A 21,072-nucleotide genomic window follows, 5' to 3' on the forward strand; every position below is an offset into this window, starting at 1 on the left:
GTCAGCCGAGCAGCCGTTCGCGGAGTGCCTCGGCCTTGCGGAGACCCCGTTCGACGGGCCACGGGACGTCCTCGGCGAGATCGCGGAGCAGCACGACCGCCTCGTCGAGGGCGGCCAGGGCGTCGGCCGACTCCACCTCCGTCCCGGCCAGTACCCGGGCGACGGCGAAGCAGTACAGGACGTCGACGAGTTCCAGCGCGTGGGCCCGCGCGTCGAGCGCGACGAACCTCCGGGCGATCGGCACCGCCTTGGCCGTCACCCGCAGCCCTTCCTCGAAGCGGCCCACCTCGGCGAGCCGCAGGCCCTGCTGGGCCGTCGTAAGACCCAGGCCGCTGCTCACCGCCTCGGAGTCGGCTTCGGCGAGCCGGCCACTGATGGCGAGGGCCTCGGTGGCGGCCTCCAGGGCCCGGTCGGGATCCGCGGGTTCCACGGCCAGACAGACGCCGGTCGTGGCCAGGCAGGCGGCGAGCAGCGCCCCGTACCCCGCCTCACCCGCTTCGGCGAGCGGGCGGCACAGCGCCACCGCGCGCTCCAGGTGGGGCAGCGCCTCGTCGCGCCGTTCCAGGTCGGCCAGCACCGAGCCGGCGGCCAGCCCGGCCAGTACCCGTGCCACGGTCCGGAACGGGACGGTCTCGGGCAGGCGTTCCGCTCCAGCGACCGATGCGGTGACGAACGCCTCGGCCTCGTCCGGGCGGCCCAGCATGAGCAGGAGGAACCCGCGGGTGCGGCGGGCCAGGTCCAGGACGGGCTCGTGGGGAGCCGCCTCCTCGGCCGTCAGGCGCCCTCGACAGTCCTCGGCCTGATCCAGGACTGCCAGCGCCTCGGCCGGACGCAGCCGGGTCAGCAGGACCTCGGCCAGCGAGCCCGACTCGGTGACGACGGCCACCTGCTCGACGACGCCCCCGCGCTCGGCCAGCCGACGGCGGACGGTGACGGCCTCACGCGCCGCCGCCTCGGCCTCGCCGTACCGCGCCAGCCTCGGCAGCAGGTTCCTCACCTGGGCCAGCGCGGCCGCCAACCGGTCGCCGTAGCGTTCCGGGTCGTCCTGTGCGAGGTCCCGCAGCACGTCCGCGGCCTCCGCGGCGGCCTCGGCCGCCTCGCGCCGCCTCCCGGCGCAGAAGGCGAAGGCGCCGAGCAACTCGAGCATGTCGACCAGCTCGGACGGCCCCGTCGACGACGGCGACCCGGCGTTCCGACGGGCCAGGCGCACAGCCCTCCGCAGCGGCGCGACGGCCTCGTCGGGGCGGCCGAGCGCATCGAGGCACATGGCACGGCCGATCAGCAGCTCGATCACCACCGGGTAGAGCGCCTCGGTGGCGCCGGCGTAGCACGCGAGCACCGTGTCGAGGAGCTCCAGCGCCTCGCCTGCCCGATCCGCAGTGACCAGCATGCAGCGAAGGTTCCGCAGCAGACCGGCGAAGTTCCGGGCGATCGTGCGGGGCTGTGTCCTGGTGAGATCGTGGTAGGCGCCCGCCGCTTCCACGGCGGCGGTGATCGCGGCCTCCGCCCGGCCGTCCGCGGCGGACCAGGAAGCCAGTGTGGCGAGGCCCATCGCCCGGGACGACGCGAAGACGGCCGGGTGCTCGTCGTACAGCTCGGTGTAGATGCGTGCGGCTTCGCCGGCCGCCGCCAGTGCTCCTGCAGTGTCTCCGCAGTCCCCGCACTGGTTCGCCAGGGTGTTGAGCGACATGGCCAGCTCGTCGCGGTGACCGTCCCGCTGCGCGACGACCTCCCGGAAGAGCGCGACGGACCTAGCAGCGGCCTCCACCGCCTCCTCGCTCTGCCCGAGTTCGCCGAGGTCGGTCGCGAGGGAGTTCCGGGACCGGGCGAGTGAGGGCCGGTACATCTCGGGAAGTTCCCGGTACAGGCGCTCGCGGATCCCGATCACCCTCCGGGTCAGCAGCACCGCCTTGCGCCGGTCGCGCATCCGGCCGTGACAGTCGGCCAGGGTCCCCAATGCCATGGCCAGATCGGGGTCGTAGCCGTCCGGGTGCCGCTCGGCGAGCGGCTCGCACACCGCAACGGCCTCGGCAGCCGCATCGAGGGCCTCGCGGAAGTGGCCGACGGCGTTCAGCCGGATGGCGAGGTTGTTCAGGCGCAGCACGAGATCACCGGCGGCGCCGGGCACCTCGGCCAGGACGAGCCTGCGCTGGACGGCCACCGCCTCGGCCATGCTCTCCAGCGCCTCCGCGTGCAGGCCGAGGTCGCTCTGGGCCGACGACAGGACGCCAAGGGCGACGGCCAGTTGGTTGTGGGCACTGTCAGGGCCGGGATCGCCCGCCACCACGGAACGGTAGTGGGCGACCGCCTCGCCGGCCGGCCCCAGTGCCTCGCTGCGCCTCCCCACGGCGCCGAGGCAGCCCGACTTGTTGGTCAGTGCGGCCGCCAGGGGCACCCGGACGGCCTCCGGGTGGCTCGCCAGCAACGGTTCGAGCAGTTCCACGGCCTTCGCCGCGGCCGCCAGCGCGTCCGCGGGCCTGCCCGCATCGATGAGCCGGCCGGCCAGGCGCCGGTGCTCGACGCCCAGGGCGATTCCGTCCTCGGCACTCCCGTTCCCGGCAGCCGTACGCAGCCGGATCATACGCTCGGTCAGGTTGACCGCCCACGGAACGAGCACGTGCGAACTGCGCGGCAGGTGGGCCGCCAGCACCTCCAGTACCGCCAGTGGGGTCTCCGGGGAATCGACCCGCTGCTGCAGGGCGTCCACCAGCGGCTGCGGCCGCTCCACCTGGGTGGCCACGTCCATGGTGGCCGTCCCGAGCCGTCCGACGTGACGGACACACAGATCGGTGATCAGGTCGTCGAGCGTGCCGAGCAGCGGCGGGTGTGCGGCAGCACGGGCGAGCACCGTGAGCGCCCGGACCGACATCCGGCCGGGCTCCACCTCGGCGAGCAGACTGTCGACGAACTCGGGGTCGGAGAGGACGTGCCGGCCCACGAAGCGCTCGGCCAGCCGGTCGGGCTGCAGGACCTCCCAGGGGTCCGTGAAAGCCACTGGGTAGACGGTGTTGACCCAGTCCCGGACCGGCCGCATCTCGTGCGCACGCAGCTCCGCCAGGACCGGCACCCGGCGCAGCAGCGCGTCCCGCTCCTTCCCACCGAGGGAGGTACCTCCCAGGAGGGCAACAGCGGCGATGGCGTCCTCGGGCGCGCTGCTCTCGCCCAGCCGGAACGGAAGTGGTCGCTCCTGCTCGACCTGGGACCAGTAGAGTTGCTCGTGGTCGAGGATACGGTCCTCGGCGTCCTTCCCCTCCTCGTCGGCATCCCGCTCGGCGCGGTCCACGGCGCCGGTACCGGTGTCCAGGAGGTCGGCCAGTGCCGTCATGTGCAGTGTCAGCACGTTGCCCGACGTGAGCGCCGACGGCGATGGTGTGGGAAGGGCGTTCGCGCGTGCCGTCCAGGTCTCGTCCGCCGGCGTTCCCTCCGGGTCGACCAGGCGCCCGGCGAAGGCGGTCAGCGCCTGCCGGTAGAGGAGTTCGCGCGTCGCCCGGTCGGACGCCAGCACCGGTAGTTCGTCGACCCGGGCCTGGCGCAGCGCGGCGCCGTCACGCGCGTCCTTCGCCGATCCCCACCAGCTGCCCGCCGTTCGGGCGAGGAGCAGCACCTTGAGGGGCACGTGGCCGCGGTGGAGCCACCCGGCCTCCAACAGGCCCGACAGTTGGTCCCGCCTCGCCTCGGCGTAGTCGAGGACCACCAGCATGGGCTTCACCGTGTGCTGCAGCTCGGCCGACAGGTCTTCGGACCGGGCGGTCGGGTTCGGCCACAGAACCGTCCAGTTCGGGTCGTCCTTCGACAGGAGTTCCTCCAGGCGGGCGGCCAGCCTGGTCTTGCCCTGGCCGCCCGGGCCGTGGATCAGACGGACGCCGAAGCCCGGAGGTTCGCACCACGTCCGGAGGTGTTCGAGGATCTCCTCTCGACCGTGGAAGCCCACGACCTCCCGGCTGGCCCTCAACAGGCCGGCGGGCGGCAGCGGCCCGATCGACGGTCCGGGGGCGTCAGTACGGCGCAGCCGGTCGAACTCCGCCTGGCCGAGGGTGGAGGAGTCGGCCCCGTGATCCTCCAAGGCCTTCAGGAAGCTCTTGTCGGCGTGCAGCACGTAGGCCGGGACGATCTCCAGCAGGCCGTGGCCGAACTCGGGCGCTTCCGCCTTGATGACGCCGATCAGCAGTCCGCCACTCGTCACGGCCGCGCCGGACAGTCCGGCCCACGGCAGTTCGGCGTCATCGCCGGCGGGGAGCAACGGATGATCGGCGAGGGCGAGGAAGTACCGGTTGCTCACGTAGCCGGTACCCGGGTTGACGGTGCCCACCAGTTGCATGGTCTCGACGGGAACGCGGCGCTGCTTCGGCCGTCCCGGGATCTGGATGGCGCGCGGGACGCCCCAGGTCTCGCACCGCTGCCCGGGACGCATGGTCGCCATCCGCCCCCACGACTCGGCCCGGGCCGGGGGCTCCTGCCATGTGGGGTCCTCGATGCGCAGCAGGGCCGCGTCGTCACGGCCCTCGGGCGTGCCGCGCCACACGACGTGCGCGTCGTGGTGCGGTTGGTGGCCCGGTCGCCACACCCGCACGGTCTGTCCCACCGGTCCAACGCCGTGGGCGGAGGCGAGCACGAGGCGCGGACCGATCGCGTACCCGCTGCTCCTGCTCTTCCCGTTCTGCACCGCGACCAGACGTGACTCGTCCATCGGTCCCCCTCGTGTGCTCGGTCGTGCTGCGGCGTACGCGCCGAGAGCGGGTCAGTGCGCGATGCGGTCCGAGACGTCCTCGTCGTCGCCGCCGTCCACGTGCTGGTCGATGATCCAGCTGCTCCGCGGTGTCGATCCGTCGGTGTCCGGCAGGGGGGCGGCAGGCTCGCCGGTGCGCGGGGTCAGCGTGAACGCCACCCGGTGGGTGCGGCCTCGGGACACTCCGGCCTCGGTCTCGGCGGAGACGACCCAGGCCTTGAACTTGCCGCCCCCCTTGGCCTCGGCGCGGAGTTCGATCTCGAACTCCATCTCGATCGGGCCGACCTCGAAGGAGAGGGGTTGGCCCGCTCCCCGGGAGGCCGCCTCCAGGAGTTCCATGCGCACGGCGTCCACGGCGTCGGCCAGACCGATCTCCATACCCCACCCCCACGGCTGCGCGGGCGCACCCCGCGCCCGTTCGACTGGCCGTCAGGCTAGCCGTCGAACAGCCGGCGCCGTCGGCACTTGGCGAAGCTGGCAGGTGATGTGATAGCGCCTCAGCCCGCCGCGATCTCCTCGACCGCGGGGCGGGCCAGGTCGGCGTCGGCGGGGACGAGGCCGATGCGGGTGCGGCGGTGCAGGACGTCCTCGGCGTCGAGGGCGCCCTCGTGGGTGAGGGCGTAGGCGATCTCGGCGCGGGTGACGTCGATGCCTTCGGCGACGGCCTCCAGGGGCCGGGCGACGGCGACGGCGGCCACCTCCGCGGAGAGTCCGCCGTGCCGGGCCACGAGGGAGGCGGGGAGTCCGGCCGTGGGGCGGCTGTCGCTGCGGCCGGGGGCGCCGACCAGGGGCAGGCGGCGGGTCAGGCACGGCCCGGCGGAGAGCCCGCGGAGGCGGACGGCGGCGTCGACGGCGTCCTCGGCCATCCGCCGGTAGGTGGTCAGTTTGCCGCCGACGACGGTGATGACGCCGTTCGGCGAGTCGAGCACGGCGTGCTTGCGCGAGAGGTCGGCGGTGGCGCCGCCGCCGGTGTCGATGAGCGGGCGCAGGCCGGCGAAGGCGCCGCGGACGTCCTCGCGGGTGAGGGCGGTCCGCAGCGCGGTGTTCACGGTGTCGAGCAGGAAGTCGATCTCCGTCGCGGTCGGCTGCGGCTCGTCCGGGATCGGCCCGGGGGCGTCCTCGTCGGTGAGGCCGACGGCGATCCGGCCGAGCTGCTGCGGCAGGGCGAAGACGAAGCGGCTGGTGGAGCCGGGCACCGGCACCGTGAGGGCGGCGCTCGGGTGGCCGAGGGCGGCGGCGTCCAGCACCAGGTGGGTGCCGCGGCTGGGCCGCAGCCGGACGGCGTCGTCGACCTCGCCCGCCCAGACGCCGGCGGCGTTGACGACGGCGCGGGCGGCGACGGTGAGGGTCTCGCCGGTGAGCGTGTCGGTGAGCCGGGCGGAGGTACCGGTGACCAGGTCGGCGCGGACCCGGGTGAGCACGGTCGCGCCGTGGTGCGCGGCCGTCCGTGCGACGGCGACCACCAGCCGTGCGTCGTCGACGAGTTGGCCGTCGTGGGCGACGAGTGCGCCGGTCAGCCCGGCGGTGCGGACGCCGGGCACCAGCCGGACGGTCTCGTCGGCGCCGATCCGCCGCACCCGGGGCAGCACGGCGGCGGGCGTGCCGGCCACGGCCCGCAGGGCGTCGCCGGCCAGGAAGCCGACCCGGACGAGCGCGGCCTGGGAGCGGCCGACGGAGGGCAGCAGCGGGACGAGCTGCGGCAGTGCGCGCACCAGGTGCGGGGCGGTGCGGGTCATCAGGATGCCGCGCTCGACGGCGCTCTCCCGGGCGACGCCGACCCGGCCGGAGGCGAGGTAGCGCAGCCCGCCGTGGACGAGCTTGGAGCTCCAGCGGCTGGTGCCGAAGGCGAGGTCGCGGGACTCGACCAGGACGGTGCGCAGCCCGCGGGCGGCCGCGTCGAGGGCGATGCCGACGCCGGTCACGCCGCCGCCGACGACCAGCAGGTCGACGTCCGGGGCGTCGCCGAGGGCGGCGAGCTCGGCCGTCCGGCGGCGGGCGTTGAGGGCGCTGGTTCCGGCGAATCCGGCCGCGGAGGCGGCAGCGGCAGAGGTCACGGCGCGGGTATCCGTTCGGGTCGGCAGCGGCAGGGGCGGCGTCAGGGGGTGGCCCGGGCAGGGGCGTCGAGCGAGGACGTCGGCTGGTGGCGTCGGGCGGGGGCGGCGGTCAGGGCGCGAGGTAGCCGTTCAGGGCACGGGCCAGTTCGCGGCGCCAGGCCTGCTCGGGCAGCAGTTGCGCGACCATGCGGTGCGACTGGACGGTGGACTGGGCGATGAGCAGCACCATCGCGGCCATCTCGGAGGGTTCGCCGGCGCGGATGGAGCCGTGCTGCTGGCCCTGGACGACGGCGGCGCCGATCGCGTCGAGCAGGCCTAGCTGGCTGGTGCCGAGGCGTTCGACGACGTACTCGACGATCGTCTCGGAGTGCAGCAGGGCGCCGATCACGGGGTCGTCGCGCAGTCGGACGGCGACCTCGACGACGGCGTCCACGAAGGCCTCGCGGTCCTCGCCGGCGAGGACGACCTGCTCCTGGGTGCGGCGGATCTCGCGGGTGAGCAGGGCGCCGATGACGGCGCGGACGTCCGGCCAGCGGCGGTAGACGGTCGGCCGGCTGACCCCGGCGCGGCGCGCGATCTCCGCCAGCTGGGTGCGCTGGACGCCGAGGTGGACGACCAGGTGGGCGGCGGCGTCGAGGATCGCGTCGTCGGTGCTGGTCGCCGGTGCGGCGGGGCCTGTCGGCCCGGTTTCGTTACTGCTTGACATAATGCGTAATACTGTAACGCATGGCATCTGAGACGCAAGCAGGTCAGGACGGCGGCGCCGCCCTGCCCCTCCCCCCGATGAAGTGGGACGCCTGGGGCGACCCGGCCCTCGCCAAGCCGCTCCCCGAGGACGTCAAGGGCCTGCTGGCCGCCGCCCTCGGCGTCTCGGCGGACGCCGCGGCCGCACCGCTCGCCGCCGCGGACGTGCGGCTGCGGCCCTCCGCCCTCACCGCCGCGGACGTGGCCGCGCTGGCCGCCGTGGTCGGCGAGGCACACCTCAGCACGGCCGACGCGGACCGGCTGCCCCGGGCCGGCGGCAAGTCCACCCCGGACCTGCTGCGCCGCCGCAGCCGCGGTCCGCAGGACGCCCCGGACGCGGTGCTGCTGCCCGGCAGCGAGGAGGAGATCGCCGCCGTCCTCGCGGTCTGCGCCGAACGCCGGATCGCCGTGGTGCCGTTCGGCGGCGGCACCAGCGTGGTCGGCGGCCTCGACCCCGTCCGCGGCTCCTTCGCCGCCGTCGTCTCGCTCGACCTGCGCCGCCTGGACGCCCTGCACGCGCTCGACGAGGTCTCCGGCGAGGCGGTGCTCGGCGCCGGCCTGACCGGCCCGCGCGCCGAGGAACTGCTCGCCGAGCGCGGCTGGGAGCTCGGCCACTACCCGCAGAGCTTCCGGTACGCGACCATCGGCGGCTTCGCCGCGACCCGCTCCTCCGGTCAGGACTCCGCCGGTCACGGCCGCTTCGACGAGATGGTCCGCGGTCTGCGCGTGGTCACCCCGGCCGGGGTGCTGGACCTGGGCCGCGCCCCCGCCTCGGCCGCCGGCCCGGACCTGCGCGAGCTGTTCCTCGGCTCCGAGGGCGTCTTCGGCGTGATCACCCGGGTGCGGGTGCGGATCCATCCGCTGCCCGCCGCCAAGGTCCACGAGGCCTGGAGCTTCCCCGACTTCGCCACCGGCGCCGCCGCCCTGCGCGCCGTCGAGCAGCAGGGCACCGGCCCGACGGTGATCCGGCTGTCGGACGAGGCCGAGACCGCCGTCAACCTGGCGATGACCGAGAAGATCGGCGGCACCCAGGTCACCGGCGGCTGCCTGGCCGTCACCGTCTTCGAGGGCACCGAGGAGCAGGCCGAGGCCCGCCACGAGCGGACCCGGGCCGTCATGCTCGCCGCCGGCGGCACCTCGCTGGGCGCCGAGCCGGCCGTCGGCTGGGAGCACGGCCGGTTCTCCGCCCCGTACCTGCGCGACGCACTGCTCGACAGCGGCGCGCTCTGCGAGACCCTGGAGACCGCCACCGACTGGGCGAACCTGGACGCGCTCCGGGCGGCCGTCACCGCCGCCCTGCAGGCCGGGCTCGGCGCCAACAGCCTGGTGCTCTGCCACATCTCGCACGTCTACCCGACGGGCGCCTCGCTCTACTTCACCGTGGTCGGCGCCCAGCAGGGCGACCCGATCGCCCAGTGGGACACGGCCAAGCGCGCCGCCTGCGACGCCATCATGGCGAACGGCGGCACCATCACCCACCACCACGCGGTCGGCGCCGACCACCGCCCCTGGATGGAGCAGGAGATCGGCGCGCTCGGCGTGAAGATCCTCCGGGCCGTCAAGGACGCCGTCGACCCGGTCGGCATCCTCAACCCGGGCAAGCTGATCCCGTGACCGCCGGGGCGACCGGCCGTCCGCCGCGCAGCGTCATGGTGCTGACCAACCCCGCTGCGGGCGGCGGGCACGCCGAGAAGGCCGCCCGCCGGGCGACGGCACGGCTGCGGGAGCACGGCGTCGAGGTGCTGAACACCGCGGGCGCCGACCCCGAGGACGCCGTCCGGCTCGCCCGGGAGGCGGTCGGCCGCGGGGTGGACGCCCTGGTGACCGCCGGCGGCGACGGCATGATCAGCCTCGCGCTGCAGGCGCTGGCGGGCACCGGCACACCGCTGGGCATCGTCCCGGCCGGCACCGGCAACGACCACGCCCGCGCGTACGGGCTGCCGCTCGGCGACCCGGAGGCGGCCGCCGACGTGATCGCCGCCGGTCGCACCGCCACCGTCGACCTGGGCCGCGCCACCACCGCGGACGGCACCGAGCGCTGGTTCGGCTCGGTGCTGGCCACCGGCTTCGACTCGCTGGTGAGCGACCGCACCAACCGGCTGCGCTGGCCGCGCGGCCGGATGCGCTACAACCTGGCCATCCTGGTCGAGTTCGCCAACCTGCGGCCGCTGCCGTTCCGCCTGGTGCTGGCGGACGGCACGGTGATCGAGCGCGACCTCGTGCTCGCCGCGGTGGGCAACACCCGCAGCTACGGCGGCGGGATGCAGATGTGCCCGCAGGCCGATCCGGCCGACGGGCTGTTCGACCTGACGGTCGTCCGGGCGATGCCGCGGCTCAAGGTGGCCCGGTTCTTCCCGACCGTCTTCAAGGGCACCCACGTGCAGCACGAGGAGGTCGAGATCCACCGGACCTCCTCGCTGCGCATCGAGTCCCCCGGGATCACCGCCTACGCCGACGGCGAGTACATCGGCCCGCTGCCGGTCGAGGTCGAGGTGGTTCCGGGTGCGCTGCGCCTGCTGGTGCCGGCGGGCGCGCGGGGTGCGGACACCGCGTGACCGCGCCCCTCCGCCGCACCGGCGGCCCGTCGGACGGGCTGTCGGTGCGGCGGGGCAGACTGGGGGCATGACGCCCGAAGCCCTCAAGACGGCCTGCCTGGCACTGAACGGCGCCGAGGAGACCTTCCCGTTCAACGCCGAGACCTCGGTGTTCAAGATCGGCGGGAAGATGTTCGCGCTCAGCGCGCTGGAGGGCTCGCCGCTGTCGGTGAGCCTCAAGTGCGACCCCGAGCTGGCCGTCCGGCTGCGGGCCGAGCACCCGGCGATCACCGGCGGCTGGCACCTCAACAAGCGCCACTGGAACACCGTGCTGCTGGACGGCTCGGTGCCCGACCGGCTGGTGCTGGACATGGTGGAGGACTCGTACGACCTGGTGGTCGCCTCGCTGCCCCGCGCCCAGCAGCTCCGCCTCGACTGGCCCGGCGTCAGGCCCCGCGGCGGCGAGGGCGGCTGACGCCCGCTACGGCCAGAACTTGTGGCCCCGCACCCGGACGGAGGGCCGGCCCTCGCCGGTGGTCCGGCGCAGCTTGTTGATCCCGGTGTAGGCGCGGCCCACCTTGAAGGCGGTCAGGCCGCCGATGAACGAGACGGCCGTCGCCAGGACGAGCAGGCCGATGGTGGTGACCGTCGCGTCGGCCCGGGACTCGTCCACCGTCTGCCCGCCGTAGTGCACCAGCATCGGCACCCAGAGCAGCAGCAGGGCCAGCAGCACCGCGCCGACCACCAGGTTCGCGAGCCGCTTCGCCCGGGCCTTGGCCAGGCTCTCCACCCGGACGGTGAAGTCCGTCCGGCAGGTCGGGCAGCGGAAGAGGGTCGTGGCGGCGCCGTCCTGCGGGCGGAGGTACTCCGGCGAGGACAGCTGGCTGACCTTCCACCGGGTGGTGACCACGGCGCCGGCCGACCTCACCTCGGCCAGGCATGCGAAGGACAGCGTGTACCGCTCCCCCAGGTGCACGGGCATGCGCTCGGATCTCCTTCTGCCGCCGCGGGGCCGGTCGGCCGCGCGCTGCTCGGTGCGTGGATCTCCATCGTCGGGCACGGCAGCGGGCGCTGTGCGGGGAATCCGCGAATTCCCCGCACAACTATCCGGCTCGGTACGGCAGTTCGACCTCGGCCCAGACGACCTTGCCCTCCTTGGTGGGGCGGGTGCCCCAGCGGTGGGCGAGCTCGCTGACCAGGTGCATCCCGCGGCCTCCCTCGTCCTCCTCGGCCGAGGAGCGCAGCCGCGGCGACTGGCCGCCGGCGTCGGAGACCTCGACGGTCAGCGTCCGGTCGTCGCGGTAGAGCCGCAGCCGGCGCGGCGCGTCCGCGTGCAGCAGGGCGTTGGTGACGAGTTCACTCACCATCAGCTCGGCGAAGTCGGAGTGCCCGGCCAGGCTCCAGGCCTGCAGGGTGGCCCGGGTGAAGCGGCGGGCCTGCGCGGGCAGCGGGCCCTCGCCCGGCAGGTCGAGGGTGGCGATGCGTTCGGCCGGGACGGGCAGGGCGCGGGCGAGGATCATGGCGATGTCGTCGTCGGTGCCCTCGGCGACCAGCGCGGCGAGCACCGCGTCGGCGCTCTCCTCCAGGGTCCGCGGGCGGCCGGCGAGGGTGCGGGCGAGCAGCGCGATGCCCTCGTCGATGTCCTGGCCCCGGCGTTCGATCAGCCCGTCGGTGTAGAGGGCGACGGTCGCGCCGACCGGCAGGGTGAACTCGACGCTCTCGAAGCCGGCCCCGCCGATGCCGAGCGGGACGCCGGGCGGCAGGTCGACCGTGCTGGCGGTGCCGTCCGGGGCGATCCGGACGGGCGGCAGGTGCCCGGCCGAGGCGGCCGTGCAGGTGCGGTCGACGGGGTCGTAGACCAGGCAGATGCAGGTGGCGAACTGGCCCTCGCCTATGGCGTTGGCGGTCTCGTCGAGGCGGGTCAGCACCTGCTCGGGCGGCAGGTCGAGGGTGGCCAGGGTGCGGGCGACGGTGCGCAGCTGGCCCATGGTGGCGGCGGCCCGGATGCCGTGGCCCATCACGTCGCCGACGACCAGCGCGACCCGGCCGCAGGAGAGCGGCACCACGTCGAACCAGTCGCCCCCCACCTCGGAGACCAGGCTGCTCGGCAGGTACCGGTGGGCGATCTCCAGGCCGAGGGTGCGGTGGATCTCCTGCGGCAGCAGGCTGCGCTGCAGGGTGAGGGCGGTCTCGCGCTCGCGCCGGTACAGCCGGGCGTTGTCGATGGCGAGGGCGGCGCGGGCGACGAGCTCCTCGGCGAGCGCCACGTCGGCGGCGGTGAACGGTTCGGGGTTGCGGGTGCGGACGAACTCGGCGCCGCCGAGCACCATGCCGCGGGCCAGCACCGGCACCATCAGGTACGAGTGGACGCCCGCGGCGACGCCGGGGCCGACCCGGTCGGAGGTGGGCACCAGGCCGCGCAGCACCTCCTCGTCGACGTGCGAGCGCAGCAGCGGCCGGCCGCTGCGCAGGCACTGGGTGTAGACGCGCTGGGCGTCGTACTCGCTGATCGCGCCGACCGCGTCGGCGGCCCGGGTGAGCCCGGCCTCGTAGGCCTCGCCGACCGCGACGGCGCGCACCAGGATCGGCTTGTCGGGCTGGATGGGGGCGGGTTCCTCGCCGCGCAGCACCGGCTCCAGCAGGTCGACGGTGGCGAAGTCGGCGAACCGCGGGATGACCGCCTCGATCAGTTCCTCGGCGGTGCGCTGCAGGTCGAGGGTGGTGCCGATGCGGGCGGTGGCCTCGGCGAGCAGGGCGAGGCGCTCCTGGGCGCGGGCGGCGCGCGCCTCGGCCTGGAAGCGCTCGGTGACGTCGATCAGCGAGGAGCTGACGCCGAGCACCCGGCCGGTGGAGTCCTCCAGCCGGAAGTAGGAGGCGGACCAGGCGCGGTCGCGGCGCGGTTCGCCGGGGGTGCGGCCGTGCGAGCGGGCGTCGACGATCGGGCGGCCGGTGGTGAGCACCTGGCGCATCACGGCCTCGATCTCGGCGCTGTTGAGGCCGGGCAGCACGCCGGAGACCCGGCGGCCGATGTGCTCGTCCACCGGCACGCCGTTGATCTTGGCGAGGGCGTGGTTGAGACGGACGAAGCGCAGGTCGGTGTCGTAGACCGCCATGCCGATCGGCGACTGGTTGAAGATGCCGTCGAGGACGGCGAGGTCGGCCTCCACCTGGCGCAGCGCTCGGACGTCGGAGCCGGTGACCAGCAGCAGGCGCTGCCCGGCCGGCCCGGCGATCGGGTAGGTGTGGAACTCGATCTCGACGTCGGAGCCGTCCCGGTGCCGGATCGGGTGGATGCCGGACCAGCCGGAGCCCGCCATGATCTGCTTGAACAGCTCGTTGGCCTGCTGCCGCCGGCTGTCGGGGACGAGCAGGTCGGCCGCGTAGGAGCCGACGGCCTCCTCGGCGGGGTGGCCGGAGAGCGCCGCGGCCTCCTCGCTCCAGTGCAGGATGCAGCCGTCCTCCTGGAGGAGGGCGGTGGCGAGCGGCACCAGCCGGTGGCCGGCCAGGCGCGCCGAAGCGGCGCCCGCCTCACCGCGGCCGGCGCCGTCGGTGGCGGTCCAGTCGAATCCGTGCATCTTCAGGAGTTCACCTGCCCGGTACCTTCCCGGTGGGAGGCCGGCCAATCCGGTCCCCACCAGACTGCACAAAGCCCGGCCGGTCGGCGACTGCGGGTCGCCGCCCGGTCGGGCGCGGTCTGTTCGTGCTCAGCACGCCGGTCTCCCGCCGGCCGGGCCGTCCTCGGCCGGTCCCCCGCCGGCCAGTGCCGCCTCCAGCAGACCGGCCCACTGGTGGACGATGCCGGCCCGGCGGGCCCCGTCGTCGGTCAGCAGGTTGGCCAGGCCGAGGCCGCGGGCCATGTCCATCGTCGCCTGCACGGTCTCCCGCACCCCGGGCCGGGACTCGTCCGCGCCGAGGAACTCCACGGCGGCCCGGTGCGACTCCCGGCCGACGTGGTTCTCCAGTGCGACGATCCGCTCGCGCAGCGCGTCCTCGGTCGCGGCGGCCACCCACAGGTGCAGCGCGGCGCGGAACAGCGGACCGGTGTAGAGCCGCACGATCATGGAGACCACGGCCTCCGTGCGGCCCGGCCCGACCGGCGGCAGCTGCTCGGCGCTGGCGCGGACCTGGGCGAGCCGCTCGTCGGCGACGTGCTCGACGGCCGCCGTGAAGAGGTCCTCGCGGGTCGGGAAGTGGTGCTGGGCGGCGCCCCGCGTCACTCCGGCCCGTTCGGCGACCACGGAGACCGTCGAACCCTGCCAGCCCACCTCGGCCAGGCACTCCACCGCGGCCTCCAGCAGGCGGCGGCGGGTGGCGCGGCTTCGGTCCTGCTGCGGGGTGCGCAGGGCGGCGGCGTGGGTGGTCATGGCCTGGCTTTCCGGTGGCGGTGTACGGCGGGTGGGCCCGATCCTCTCAGATCGCCGGGGCGCCGGTGGCGGACGGGCGGGCCCGCAGCTCCCGGCGGAGGATCTTGCCGCTCGCGGACTTGGGCACCGCGTCGAGGAACTCCACCGCCCGCACCTTCTTGTACGGGGCGACCTGCGCCGCCACGTACTCCTCGACCTGAGCCCCGGTCAGCTCGCTGCCGGGGGCCCGCACCACGAAGGCCTTCGGGCGTTCGGTGCCGTCCTCGCCGGTGACGCCGACCACCGCGGCGTCGGCGATCTCGGGGTGGGTGAGCAGCAGCGCCTCCAGCTCGGCGGGGGCGACCTGGTACCCCTTGTACTTGATCAGCTCCTTGACCCGGTCGACGACGAAGAGGTAGCCGTCCTCGTCGACGTAGCCGACGTCGCCGGTGTGCAGCCAGCCCTCGGCGTCGAGCATCGCGTCGGTCTCGGACTGGCGGCCGAAGTAGCCCTTCATCACCTGTGGGCCGCGGAAGAGCAGCTCGCCGCGCTGACCGACGGGCAGGTCGGTGTCTGGGTCGTCGAGGGAGACGATCCTCAGCTCGGTGGAGGCCACCATCTTCCCGACCGTGCCGGGCGGCGGCGCCGGGTCGTCCAGCGGGACGACGTGGGTGACCGGGGAGAGCTCGGTCATGCCGTAGCCCTGGTGGATGCGGGGCAGGCCGAGCCGGCGGGCGGCGGCGTCGGCGAGTTCGGCGTCCAGCGGGGCGGCGGCGCTGAGCACGTAGCCGACCGAGGAGAGGTCGTAGCGGTCGACCAGCGGGTGCTTGGCGAGCGCCAGCACCATCGGCGGGGCGGCGAAGACGCCCTGGATCCGCTGCTCCTGGATGGTGCGCAGGAACTGCTCCAGGTCGAACCGGGGCAGCACCACGACGGTGGAGCCGCAGCGCAGCGGGTGGTTGAGCAGCGCGGTCAGGCCGTAGATGTGGAAGAAGGGCAGCACCGCGATGATCCGCTCGCCGGCGGCGGTGGCGTGCACCGAGTCGGTCTGCGCCAGGTTGGAGCCGATCGAGCGGTGGGTGAGCATCACGCCCTTGGGCAGCCCGGTGGTGCCGCTGGAGTAGGGCAGCACGGCGAGGTCGTCGGCGTCGATCCGCGGGGCCGGCTCGGGGGCCGTGCTGCCGGCGAGGTCGGTGAGCGAGCGGTGGCCGGGGGCCTCGTCGCAGACGAAGACCTCGGCGATCGGCCGGCCCTCGGCGGCGAGCGCGGCGGCGGCCCCGGTCGCGACCGGCAGGAAGGCGGAGACGGTGACGATCCAGCGGGCGCCGCTGTCGCGCAGCTGGCCGGTCAGCTCGCCGGCGGTGGCCAGCGAGCTGACCGTGGTGACGGTGGCGCCGGTGCGGGTGGCGCCGTAGAAGGCGACCGGCCAGGCGATGGTGTTGGGACTGAACAGCGCCACCACGTCGCCCTGGCGGACGCCCGCCTCGGCGAGGCCGGCCGCGGTGCGGCGGACGGCGAAGTCGAGCTCGGCGTAGGTCAGGGTGCGACCGGTGATGCCGTCGACCAGCGCCGGCAGGTCGGCCCGGCCGTTCAGGTCGCCGAGGACGGCGTCGTGGATGGGCACGTCGACGGGCTCGATCTCGGGGTGGTCGCTGCGGAACACCATGCATACCTCCGACGGCGTTGGTGGGGAGCTCGCGGTGCTGCCAGGTTGCCGGGTCACAGCCTGCCCCCTTTCCGCCCCCCAGCCCAGAGGGCGTACGGCAATCCTTCACGCGGGCAGGCCCCTCACCAGGGGAAGCGGGCAACCACTCGGGGGCGCCGGGGGCACCTCCCGGCCGGAGACCGGGGCGGAACCGCACACCGGACTCCACCTCCCGGGAAACGGTTGTACGTTCCACGATCTGAAGGCCCGACAGGAAAGCGGTACGGGCCGGAGTTATGGTATAGCCGAGGGTGAGGCCAAGGGAGGCAGGATATCCCCGAAAGGCACCTCGACGTGTGATCCGGCGACCGTTCGGGATCACCGTCGTGGAATCTTCAAGAACGACTTCACCGATAGCGACGGCCGCTACCGGCCGTCACGAAAAACCCACCGAGTCCAGTGGCGTCCGTGCGCCACGCGCCGTGACCGGCACCGCGCACGGCCGCGGAGGAGCATTCGGTCATGGCACCCCAGGACGGTACGAATTTCCCGAGCTTCGCCCAGTTCATCGACGACGTCGCCTCGGCCCGGCATGATGAATTCACCCGCAGGTCGCGTTCGGCGACGGCCGAGGCGGACGAATTCGCCGCGATGCGGCAGCACATTCTCGGCCTCTATTCAGGTGTCGACGTCCCGCACAGCTTCGTCGACGACAACGGGCAGATCTTCGACTGCGTCCCCATCGGGGATCAGCCCTCGCTCAGGGGCGGCGACGAGGGCCCGGCCGTCCCGCCCGACGCGCCACCCCGGCCCGACCGACGCGGTGAGGCACCGGCCCTGTCGGTGCAGCCGCAACTGCGCTCGGACCGGCTGGACAAGTTCGGGAACCCGATGTCGTGTCCGCCCGGCACGATCCCCGTGCGCCGGGTCACCTTGGAGGAACTGGCCCGCGGACGCACCCTCAGGGACTTCTTTCACAAAGTCCCCGAGGGGACGGGACGCCACCCCCGACTGAGCCCGGCCGCCATCGAGGCGAATGTCCACAAGTACGCGCACGCGTTCCAGGTCGTCGACAATCTGGGCGGCCACAGCTTCGTCAACATCTGGGACCCCAACATCGGGTCGCAGGTATTCTCGCTCTCGCAGCAGTGGTACGCCGGCGGTTCGCCGGTCCAGACCGTCGAATGCGGTTCCCAGATCTATCCGGGCAAATACGGCACCACCCAGCCGGTCCTGTTCATCTACTGGACCGCGGACGGCTACCAGAACACCGGGTGTTACAACCTCGACTGTTCGGCGTTCACCCAGACGAATTCCGCCTGGGCGATCGGCGGGACACTGAGCCCGTCGAGCGTCTGGGGCGGCGCGCAGTACGAGGTCGAGGTGACCTGGTACTTCTCCGGTGGGAATTGGTGGCTCTATCTCGGCGGCACCACCGCGAGCAATGCGGTGGGTTACTACCGGGGTTCGCTGTTCGGCGGCGGCCAGCTCTCCAGGAACGCCGTGGACATCGACTACGGCGGTGAGGTCGTGGACACCACGGCGTGGCCGCCGATGGGCAGCGGCGCGTTCGCCAGCAGCGGCTGGCAGTTCGCGGCCTACCAGCGCGACGTCTACTACTTCGGCACGGGCGGAGGCGCCCAGTCGGCGTCGCTGACCGCGTCGCAGCCGTCGCCGAAGTGCTTCACCACCGCGGTCGGCCACGCGGCGGCGCCGTGGAACGAGTACTTCTTCTTCGGCGGGCCGGGCGGCACCAACTGCGAATGACCCGCCGGCAGCCGGCTCTTCGGACTTCCGGGCCGCGACGACCCGGAAGCCCGAAGAGCCGGGTGGAACACAGCTGGAGCACTAGTACGAGCGGGGCAGGCCGAGGGTGTGTTGGGCGACGTAGTTGAGGACCATCTCGCGGCTGACCGGGGCGACCCGGCCGACGCGGGTGACGGTGAGGAGGGCGGCGAGGCCGTACTCCTGGGTGAGGCCGTTGCCCCCGAGGGTCTGGACGGCCTGGTCGACGGCCCGGCAGGCGGCCTCCGCCGCGGCGTACTTGGCCATGTTGGCGGCCTCGCCCGCGCCCGGGTCGTCCCCGGCGTCGTACAGGTGGGCGGCCTTCTGGGTCATCAGCCGGGCGAGTTCGACCTCGATGGCGCACTGGGCGAGCGGGTGGGCGATCCCCTGGTGGGCGCCGATCGGGGTGTCCCAGACGGTGCGGGTGCGGGCGTAGTCGACGGCGGTGTCGAGCGCACGGCGGGCGGCGCCGATGGAGAACGCCGCGGTCATGATCCGTTCGGGGTTGAGGCCGGCGAAGAGCTGCAGCAGGCCCGCGTCCTCGTCGCCGACCAGGGCGTCGGCGGGCAGCCGGACGTCGTCCAGGAAGACCTGGAACTGCTTCTCGGCGGCGACCAGCTCCATCGGGATGGCCCGGTACTCGAAGCCGGGGGTGTCGCGGGGGACGACGAAGAGCGAGGGCCGCAGCCGCCCGGTGCGGGCGTCCTCGGTGCGGGCGACGAAGAGCACGGCGTCGGCGTGGTCGATGCCGGAGATGAAGACCTTGCGGCCGGTGAGGAGCCAGTCCTCGCCGTCGCGGCGGGCGACGGTGGATATCCGGTGGGAGTTGGAGCCGGCGTCGGGTTCGGTGATGCCGAAGGCCATCCGGCGGGTGCCGTCGGCGAGTCCGGGCAGCCAGCGGCGGCGCTGTTCCTCGGTGCCGTAGCGGGCGATGACGGTGCCGCAGATGGCGGGTGAGACGACGAGCATCAGCAGCGGGCAGCCGCCGGCGCCGAGCTCTTCGAGGACGATGGCGAGTTCGGTGATGCCGGCGCCCCCGCCGCCGTACTCGGCGGGCAGGTTGACGCCGAGGTAGCCGAGCTTGCCGGCTTCGGCCCACAGTTCGTCGGCGTACTCGCCGGCGCGGGCCTTGGCCTGGAACCAGGCGGGGCCGAAGCGGGCGGCGAGGTCGGCGACGGCCCGGCGCAGGGCCTGCTGTTCGGGGGTCTCGACGAGGGTGCCTGCGGTGGTGCGCGGTGCGGACATGCGGCGTCCTTCCGGGCGGTGAGGGTGGGTGCCGTACGGGGTGTGCGGGGCTCAGGCGGGCTGGACGACGGCGAGGACGGCGCCGGGCTCGACCTGCTGGCCGGGGGCGACGCGCAGTTCGGTGAGCAGTCCGTCGGCGGGCGCGGTGACCTTGTGCTCCATCTTCATGGCCTCCAGCCAGAGCAGCGGCTGTCCGGCGGTGACGGTGTCCCCGACCGCCGCGGCGGTGCGGACGACGGTGCCGGGCATGGGGGCGAGCAGGGCGCCGGGGTCGGTGCGCTGCGCCGGGTCGGGGAAGCGGTCGAGGGCGGTGAGGGCGGTGGCGCCGTGCGGTCCGTCGACCCAGACGCCGGTGCCGTGGGCGGCGACGTGGAAGGTCTGCCGCAGGGTGTCCGTCTCCAGGACGACCCGGCCGGGCGCGGAGTCGACGAGCCGGGTGCCGGGGTGGCCCTCGGCGTCGAGCCCGTTGCGGCCGAGCCGGTAGCGGACCTCCCACTCGCCGCCGTCGGCGGCGCGGTACCGCTTCACCTGCGGCTGGGAGGGGAGGTTGCGCCAGCCGGAGGGCAGCGCGGTGCGGCGGGAGGCGGCGTCCGCGAGGGCGGCGGCGAGCGCGGCGAGCGGGGTGTCCTTGCCGTCGGGGGCGGTGAGGTCGGCGGCGTGCTCGGTGAGGAAGCCGGTGTGCAGCCGGGCGTCCAGGAAGGCGGGGTGGCGCAGGGCGCGGACGAGCAGGTCGCGGTTGGTGGCGGGGCCGTGGATCCGGGCCCGGGCGAGTGCGTCGGCGAGCCGGCGGGCGGCGGCGGCGCGGGTCGGTGCCCAGGCGACGACCTTGGCGAGCATGGCGTCGTAGTGGACGGTGACGGCGGAGCCGTCGTCGACGCCGGAGTCCAGGCGCAGGCCGGCGGGGGCAGCGGCGGCGGTGAAGTCGGTGTGCGGGTGGGCGAGGGCGAGGCGGTGCAGGGTGCCGGTCTGCGGCTGCCAGTCGCGGGCCGGATCCTCGGCGTAGAGGCGGGCCTCGACGGCGTGGCCGGTGGTGGCGGGCGGTTCGGCGGGCAGGGCTTCGCCCTCGGCGACGGCGATCTGCAGGGCGACGAGGTCGAGGCCGGTGACGCATTCGGTGACGGGGTGTTCGACCTGGAGGCGGGTGTTCATCTCCAGGAAGGCGAGCCGGCCGTCGGGGGCGAGCAGGAACTCGGCGGTGCCGGCGCCGACGTAGCCGATGGCCCGGGCGGCGTCGACGGCGGCGCGGTGGAGGTCGGTGCGCTGCCGTGCGGTGAGTCCCGGGGCGGGGGCCTCCTCGATCACCTTCTGGTGGCGGCGCTGCAGCGAGCAGTCGCGGTCGCCGACGGCCCAGACGGTGCCGTGGGTGTCGGCCATCAGCTGGACCTCGACGTGCCGGCCGGTGGGCAGGTACGGCTCGCAGAAGACCTCGTCGGAGCCGAACGCGGAGAGGGCTTCGGCACGGGCTGCGGCCAGCGCGGCCGGCAGTGCGGCGAGGTCGCGGACGATCCGCATGCCGCGTCCGCCGCCGCCGGCCGCGGCCTTGACGAGCAGCGGCAGGTCGGCCTCGGCGGGTTCGGCGCCGACGGTGAGGACGGGCACGCCGGCCCCGGCCATCAGCCGTTTGGCGGCGGTCTTGGAGCCCATGGCGGCGATCGCGGCGGGCGGCGGCCCGATCCAGGCGAGTCCGGCGTCGAGGACGGCCTGCGCGAAGTCGGCGTTCTCGGAGAGGAAGCCGTAGCCGGGGTGGACGGCGTCCGCGCCGGCGGCCCGGGCGGCCGCGATCAGCAGGTCGGCCCGGAGGTAGGTGTCGGCGGGGGCGGCGCCGGGGAGGCGGACGGCGGTGTCGGCCTCCCGGACGTGCGGGGCGCCGGCGTCCGGGTCGGAGTGCACGGCGACGGTGGCGATGCCGAGGTCGCGGCAGGTGCGGAAGATCCGCCGGGCGATCTCGCCGCGGTTGGCGACCAGCAGAGAGGTGATCACTTGGGTCGTTCCTCCA

14 protein-coding genes are annotated in these 21,072 nt (G+C 74.3%); 4 read left to right on the forward strand and 10 right to left on the reverse strand.

The annotated features are described in order from the left end of the window. Position 1 precedes the first annotated feature (1 nt). The 4 genes from IE98_RS45115 to IE98_RS0127095 form a co-directional block, all read right to left on the reverse strand. Positions 2-4,687, reverse strand: coding sequence for a tetratricopeptide repeat protein (locus IE98_RS45115; RefSeq protein ID WP_052391023.1), 4,686 nt, complete (start codon positions 4,685-4,687; stop codon positions 2-4). Between the two features lie 51 nt (positions 4,688-4,738). Beyond that, positions 4,739-5,104 (reverse strand): trypco2 family protein, encoded by a 366-nt coding sequence (locus tag IE98_RS0127085; RefSeq protein WP_078661339.1) that lies wholly within the window; start codon positions 5,102-5,104, stop codon positions 4,739-4,741. Positions 5,105-5,223: 119 nt separating this feature from the next. Then, a complete protein-coding gene (locus tag IE98_RS0127090) occupies positions 5,224-6,780 on the reverse strand; it encodes a glycerol-3-phosphate dehydrogenase/oxidase (protein WP_030273316.1) in 1,557 nt (518 codons plus the stop codon). A gap of 109 nt (positions 6,781-6,889) precedes the next feature. Continuing rightward, on the reverse strand, positions 6,890-7,486 hold the full coding sequence (locus IE98_RS0127095) for a TetR/AcrR family transcriptional regulator (protein ID WP_052391024.1): 597 nt from the start codon (positions 7,484-7,486) through the stop codon (positions 6,890-6,892). 20 nt (positions 7,487-7,506) lie between these two features. Here IE98_RS0127095 and IE98_RS0127100 point away from each other — a divergent pair, with 20 nt between their 5' ends. The 3 genes from IE98_RS0127100 (at position 7,507) to IE98_RS0127110 (ending at position 10,533) form a co-directional block, all read left to right on the forward strand. Beyond that, complete coding sequence (locus IE98_RS0127100) at positions 7,507-9,138, forward strand: FAD-binding oxidoreductase (RefSeq protein WP_420706222.1); 1,632 nt, start codon at positions 7,507-7,509, stop codon at positions 9,136-9,138. A gap of 35 nt (positions 9,139-9,173) precedes the next feature. Then, complete coding sequence (locus tag IE98_RS0127105) at positions 9,174-10,079, forward strand: diacylglycerol kinase (protein ID WP_030273322.1); 906 nt, start codon at positions 9,174-9,176, stop codon at positions 10,077-10,079. Between the two features lie 67 nt (positions 10,080-10,146). Further along, a complete protein-coding gene (locus IE98_RS0127110; protein WP_030273325.1) occupies positions 10,147-10,533 on the forward strand; it encodes an MmcQ/YjbR family DNA-binding protein in 387 nt (128 codons plus the stop codon). A 6-nt stretch (positions 10,534-10,539) separates the two neighbouring features. Here IE98_RS0127110 and IE98_RS0127115 read toward each other — a convergent pair whose 3' ends face one another. The 4 genes from IE98_RS0127115 to IE98_RS0127130 form a co-directional block, all read right to left on the reverse strand. Then, positions 10,540-11,040 carry a hypothetical protein gene (locus IE98_RS0127115; RefSeq protein ID WP_030273327.1) on the reverse strand — a complete coding sequence of 167 codons (501 nt, stop codon included), beginning with the start codon at positions 11,038-11,040 and terminating at the stop codon, positions 10,540-10,542. A gap of 121 nt (positions 11,041-11,161) precedes the next feature. Further along, positions 11,162-13,633 (reverse strand): SpoIIE family protein phosphatase, encoded by a 2,472-nt coding sequence (locus IE98_RS0127120; protein ID WP_052391025.1) that lies wholly within the window; start codon positions 13,631-13,633, stop codon positions 11,162-11,164. A gap of 129 nt (positions 13,634-13,762) precedes the next feature. Then, on the reverse strand, positions 13,763-14,422 hold the full coding sequence (locus IE98_RS0127125) for a TetR/AcrR family transcriptional regulator (RefSeq protein WP_030273331.1): 660 nt from the start codon (positions 14,420-14,422) through the stop codon (positions 13,763-13,765). A gap of 46 nt (positions 14,423-14,468) precedes the next feature. Then, on the reverse strand, positions 14,469-16,067 hold the full coding sequence (locus IE98_RS0127130) for an AMP-binding protein (protein WP_052391026.1): 1,599 nt from the start codon (positions 16,065-16,067) through the stop codon (positions 14,469-14,471). 501 nt (positions 16,068-16,568) lie between these two features. Here IE98_RS0127130 and IE98_RS0127135 point away from each other — a divergent pair. After that, positions 16,569-17,813, forward strand: coding sequence for a neprosin family prolyl endopeptidase (locus IE98_RS0127135; RefSeq protein WP_199922972.1), 1,245 nt, complete (start codon positions 16,569-16,571; stop codon positions 17,811-17,813). Positions 17,814-17,894: 81 nt separating this feature from the next. Here IE98_RS0127135 and IE98_RS0127140 read toward each other — a convergent pair whose 3' ends face one another. Together IE98_RS0127140 and IE98_RS0127145 are read right to left on the reverse strand one after the other, a co-directional pair. Then, the gene (locus tag IE98_RS0127140; protein ID WP_030273337.1) at positions 17,895-19,076 is read right to left on the reverse strand and encodes an acyl-CoA dehydrogenase family protein; all 1,182 of its coding nucleotides are present in this window, start codon (positions 19,074-19,076) and stop codon (positions 17,895-17,897) included. 51 nt (positions 19,077-19,127) lie between these two features. Beyond that, entirely contained in the window at positions 19,128-21,056 is a 1,929-nt protein-coding gene (locus tag IE98_RS0127145; protein WP_030273339.1) for an acetyl/propionyl/methylcrotonyl-CoA carboxylase subunit alpha, read from the reverse strand. Positions 21,057-21,072: the final 16 nt, after the last annotated feature.

It is taken from the genome of Streptomyces sp. NRRL B-24484, assembly GCF_000717715.1.
Taxonomy (GTDB): Bacteria; Actinomycetota; Actinomycetes; order Streptomycetales; family Streptomycetaceae; genus Kitasatospora.